Source organism: Pseudomonas sp. TMW22090, assembly GCF_022496665.1.
GTDB lineage: Bacteria > Pseudomonadota > Gammaproteobacteria > Pseudomonadales > Pseudomonadaceae > Aquipseudomonas > Aquipseudomonas gregormendelii.
This window is the reverse complement of record NZ_SCFH01000020.1, coordinates 1-5,515: the sequence shown is the minus strand read 5'-3', so window position 1 is coordinate 5,515 and position 5,515 is coordinate 1. Positions and strand designations below refer to the sequence as shown.

4 protein-coding genes are annotated in these 5,515 nt (G+C 53.7%); all 4 read right to left on the bottom strand.

All coding sequences use genetic code 11. The features are described from left to right. Positions 1 to 260 precede the first annotated feature (260 nt). A complete protein-coding gene (locus tag EQV97_RS28775; protein WP_240890567.1) occupies positions 261 to 2,150 on the bottom strand; it encodes a methyl-accepting chemotaxis protein in 1,890 nt (629 codons plus the stop codon). 422 nt (positions 2,151 to 2,572) lie between these two features. After that, on the bottom strand, positions 2,573 to 2,956 hold the full coding sequence (locus EQV97_RS28770; RefSeq protein WP_045062361.1) for a VOC family protein: 384 nt from the start codon (positions 2,954 to 2,956) through the stop codon (positions 2,573 to 2,575). A 92-nt stretch (positions 2,957 to 3,048) separates the two neighbouring features. Beyond that, complete coding sequence (locus EQV97_RS28765) at positions 3,049 to 4,167, bottom strand: S-(hydroxymethyl)glutathione dehydrogenase/class III alcohol dehydrogenase (protein ID WP_045062363.1); 1,119 nt, start codon at positions 4,165 to 4,167, stop codon at positions 3,049 to 3,051. A 58-nt stretch (positions 4,168 to 4,225) separates the two neighbouring features. Continuing rightward, entirely contained in the window at positions 4,226 to 5,365 is a 1,140-nt protein-coding gene (locus EQV97_RS28760; protein WP_138726111.1) for an FAD-binding oxidoreductase, read from the bottom strand. Positions 5,366 to 5,515 lie beyond the last annotated feature (150 nt).

Genomic DNA, 5,515 nt, shown 5'->3' with positions numbered 1-5,515 from the left:
CGGATTCCATCAGGGCCAGCAGGTTTTTCGGCCTGCACAACAGGCCGGATATAAGACTGCTCCTACCTATGCGCCAGCATGGCTATCTATTGAGCTCCGGGAGGCGTCCATATAAGAGTTTCCCTAACAGTTAAGAAGGATTCGGAAATTTTGAACAAGATACAGCGCGCCAGTGAGTCAATGGACTTCCAGGCATAAGGAGCTTTATTTGTGCGACGGCGCACTAGGACCCGCGCCTTCTAAACTGTAAAGTTAACTAGTCATGTTCGAAAACTATCAACCAATTTTTTTAAGCTATCAGCCTGATGCTTTAAATCATCACAAGCATGTAGTGTTGTGTGGAGATTTTTCACGCCCAGTTGATTGAGAATGTTGAGTTCCGTGATATCCATGTTCAGCGAGTCGATCACGGAGGTCTGCTCCTCAGTAGCTGTTGCAACCGATTGGTTCAAGCCGTCAATTTCACTGATGCGCTGGGTTATGCTGCTAAGACGATCGCCAGCCTGATTGGCGATTGTTACGCTTTCCTCACTGTAGCGTTGACTCTCGGTCATGTTATCTACTACGTTGCGGGCGCCGATCTGCAGCTCCTCTATCATTGACTGGACTTCCCGGGCTGACGTCTGAGTGCGGTGCGCCAGACTGCGTACTTCATCCGCCACTACGGCAAAACCGCGACCTGCTTCCCCTGCTCGTGCTGCCTCAATGGCGGCATTCAAGGCCAGTAGGTTGGTCTGTTCGGAAATAGCCTTGATCACCTCGAGAATCTGGCTGACGTTCACTGTCTTGCCGTTCAGTGTTTCGACGTTACCGCAAGAAGCGCGAATGTTATCAGAAAGTTCGCTCATCGCGGTGATGGTCTGGCCGACGACAAGCCTCCCGTTCTCCGCCTGATGGCGGGCGTCGGAGGCCTGCTGGGAAGCATCACCGGCATTGCGCGCGATGTCCTGGGCCGTAGCCCCCAGTTGGTTGATCGCCGCGGCGACGCTGTTGGTACGGTTGGCCTGGTCGTCAGAATTGGCCATTGATGCGCTGGAAGAACTCATCACCCTTTTTGCCACTTCATTGACCTGATGGGTCGCAGAAGACACCTCATGGATAGTGTTATGGATACGTTCGACGAAACAGTTGAAGTCGTCCGCTAACTCCCCAAACTCGTCCCGTGAGTGGACAATTAAACGTCGGGTCAGGTCGCCCTCTCCGAGGGCGATGTCTTGCATTGCTTTGCCCATTGCCCGAAGCGGCTGCATCAGCACGCGGATCAGCATTCCCAGCAGTAAAAGGGTGATGAACACGGTGATCAAGGTGGCGACAATAACCGAGGAGCGAAACTCACTCAGCGCCATGTAAGCTTTTTCCTTGTTGATGGACAGGCCGATGTACCATTTCACTGAAGGGAGGCCTGATACTGGCGCAAACGTTAAAATGCGGGTCGATCCGGCCTGTCCGGTTTCGCTAAATTGTGTGCTGATTTTTGGTGTATTTTGCGGATAGATATCGTTTAAGCTCTTCATTAGCAAATCCTTGTCCGGGTGGGCCAGGATCGTGCCATCGGCACTGACAAGAAAGGCATAACCGATGCCGCCCAGTTCCAGTGAGCTGACCATTTTCACAAGGTTTTCTAGGGTCAGATCACCGCCGACTACACCGCGGGATTGATCGCCCCGTTTAACTGGGGTGGCAATTGTTACCATCAATTGGTGGGTTGACGCGTCAAAATATGGTTCTGTCAAGGTAGTGCCGTCGGCGGCCATCGCATCTTTGTACCAAGAACGTGTACGCGGATCGTAGCCGGTTGGTAGCTCGTCCTTTGGGCGCATGGCGAAACTACCATCGGAACTACCTAGATAGGTAGAGGTGAAAGTTGATAAGACCCCTCTCTGTTCCAGAAGACTTAACACGCTTCCAGGAGCATCGTTGTTGGCGATTGTTTGAGCAATGTTATCAACCAGAAGAATACGTCCTGACAGCCAGGACTGGACGTTGCTTGCGGTAATTTTGCTGATCTCTTCAAGGTGACTTTCTAGGTTAGTGCGGATAGCTTTACGCTGTAAGTAGTCATTGTATAACGCAAACAATGAAAACGCTAAAATCAACACCAGCGAGGTAAAAAACAATACTTTGTGACTGAATTTTTTGGGCGCCTTCATGTATGATCATCCAAAATATAATTATTATTTTTATTTAGTTAAATGCTAATCAAGAAATTTTTTATGTTATTTGCGTTCGGTTTTTTTAATGCGACCGACTGCCCGGTAGGCTTTTCGCCTCGGAGTAAGCCCGGCTTCGGACAGACGTAAACCTTATTTTTAGGTTAGCGCCTAATCCACGAGCCACAACGATTCTTTACTTCCATGTGAATGACGTGTTTATTTATTTCACCGTTCAGCCAGTTATCGAGGTCTGCAGGGTGCTCGACGGTTCAAGATTGAACAGATGAATTAAAAATAGCAAAGTTCTGACCTTTGACAAGTTATCGATTATTTGAGTTCGAATTATTGGAGGATCAGAATATACATGATGACTTTAAATAAAATCAGCGAAGCCAGCCGAGGCTGACCTCGCGTTACACTTAGGCCGCTTTGAAGCAGTAAGCCGCCAGCTTGTTCCCGTCAAGGTCACGGGCGTAGGCAGCATAAGCATTTGGTGCCCAGCCGCGTGTGCCAGGGGCGCCGGCGCAGACGCCACCTGCAGCCAGGGCTGCGGCATGGAACGCGTCGATTGCGGCGCGGCTCGGAGCCTCGAAGCTTACAGTCACGCCGTTACCGACGGTGGCGGGTTCGCCGTTGGCCGGTTTCAGGACGAAGAAAGAAGGTGCGTTCTCCCCCCAGATTGAACCATTGTCGTCCAAATCGGCAATGCGCTTGTGACCCAGCTTACCCAGTACGCTATCGTAAAAAGCGCGTGCTTTGTGCAGGTCGTTAGTACCAACTGTGACGTGAGTGAATACGCTCATCTTGGGTTCTCTTGATTGTTTATGAAGTGGGTGTTGCTCTTGTTGCATCAGGATGGTTTGCACCCTGACAACTAATCGCTGGATCTTCTGACTCAGCGATCGAAGTGAATTACGGTACGAATACTCTTGCCTTCGTGCATCAGGTCAAAGGCCTTGTTGATATCCTCCAACCCCATGGTGTGAGTAATGAAGGTGTCCAGAGGAATTTCTCCTTTCTGCGCTTTCTCGACATAGCTGGGTAGCTCGCTGCGACCTTTCACTCCGCCAAAGGCCGAGCCGCGCCAGACCCTGCCAGTAACTAATTGGAATGGACGGGTACTGATTTCCTGCCCGGCGCCAGCGACACCAATAATCACCGACTCACCCCAACCCTTATGGCAACACTCCAGAGCTGCGCGCATCAGCTTGACGTTGCCGATGCATTCAAACGAGTAATCCACCCCCCCCTCGGTCAGTTCGACGATCACGTCCTGGATCGGCTGGTCGTAATCCTTCGGATTGATGAAATCGGTGGCGCCCAATTGCCTAGCAATCTCGAACTTGGCCGGGTTGATATCGATCGCGATGATTCGGCCAGCCTTGGCCATGGTGGCGCCAATGATCGCAGCCAGGCCGATGCCACCCAAGCCGAAGATGGCCACACTGGCGCCCTCCTCCACTTTGGCCGTGTTGAGTACCGCGCCTATGCCGGTCGTAACACCGCAACCGAGCAGGCAAACCTGCTCCAGCGGAGCCTCCTTTGCAATTTTCGCCAGCGAGATTTCCGGCAGCACCGTGTACTCGGAGAACGTCGAGGTGCCCATGTAGTGGAAGATCGGCTGCCCCTTATAGGAGAAGCGACTGGTACCGTCAGGCATCAGGCCTTTTCCCTGAGTGGCACGGATTTTCTGACAGAGATTTGTCTTGCCGGACTTGCAGAATTTGCACTCGCCACATTCCGGGGTATAGAGCGGGATCACATGATCGCCCACCGCCACGGACGTTACCCCCTCGCCAATGGCCTCGACGATACCGCCGCCCTCGTGACCGAGGATGACCGGAAAGATACCTTCCGGATCGGCGCCGGATAGGGTGAAAGCATCGGTATGGCAGACGCCCGTGGCCGTGATGCGTACCAGCACCTCCCCAGCCTGCGGCGGTGCCACATCGACTTCGACAATTTGCAGGGGCTGGTTGGCAGCAAAGGCTACGGCAGCTCGCGATTTGATCATTATTGTTTTTCCTGAACGCAACGAATACGGTGGTCGGTGTTAATCGTAGTAGGGCTTGTCACTGGCGTAAGTCCAATGTCACCGCGCTGGTTGGGCGCGTACAGCAGAGCAGGATATTGCCGTTTGTGGGGGTATCCAGCGGCTCTTCGAAATACTCGACAGAGCCTTCACGCAAGCTGACCTGGCAGCTGTTGCAGAGACCGGTCCGGCAATTGAAAGTCGGCGTAAGCCCGGCCTGTTCGGCGAGTTCTAGCAGTGAGTGGCAGTTCTGATCCCATGAGACCTGGGTTCCAGATGGCAGAAACTGCACGCTTAATGTGCCTTCGCTCCTGCTGGCCACGTCTGATGGAACAAGCATAGTGGGCGCAGTAGCGGGCACCGGTCTAACTTCGTCCTCTTCAAGGATGGTCGCCGGACCGAAGAACTCGTAATGAATACGCTCGGCGGCGATCCCGAGGTTGCGCAGCAGACGCCAGTTCGCCTGCATAAAAGGCCGCGGACCGCACAGATAGACGTCATAGTCGTCCATCGGCAGCAGCTCTTGTAGGGTTTCTCGACTGACCAGCCCCTGGCTATGAAAGACCTGTTTGGCCTGATCCTCCGCGTCCGGATTGCGGTAGCAAAAGTGCGCCTTGATCCCAGGACGACAGCTGGCTAGAGTCAGCACCTCGTCACGGAAAGCATGCACGGCGCCGCTTTCGCAGGCATGGATGAAGTACACCGGACGCGTCGAGTTACGGCTCAGCTGATGCAGCATGCTCAGCATCGGGGTCAGGCCCACACCACCACTAAAGAGCACCACTGGCCTTGAGCTGTCTTCGTCCAGTGTGAAGGTACCGGCCGGTCCGGCGATCTCCAACTGGTCGCCGACCTGCACGTGATCGTGCAGGTAATTGGAGCCTTGTCCAGGCGGCAGCTCGGGCTTGTCGAACGGCGCGGGCTCGCGCTTCACCGAAATACGCAGGCGCGATGTATCGCGGGGGTCTGCACTAAAGCTGTAGTTGCGCAGCACAGTCACACCGTCATCCAAGGAAAGACGGACAATCAGGAACTGCCCCGGGCGAAAAGGCATGCTGGAAACACCATCGGCTGCCGTCAGAACGAAGGAAGTGATCACGGCGCTTTCGGGATTTTTCTCGATCACCCGATAGGCTTTGAAACCTTGCGGGGTGAGCTGTTTGTGCGCTTGGGTCCCCATCTTATGCCTCCGTCTTTTTTTCCGCGTGTTGTTGGGTCAGTGGAATCAAACGATCAGACTGTTCTTCGGCAATCAACTTGGCCAGGTGACGACGAAAGCGCAACGGGCCTGAGTCAGTGGCTAGATCAATGTTGGGCGTCTGCTTGTTGG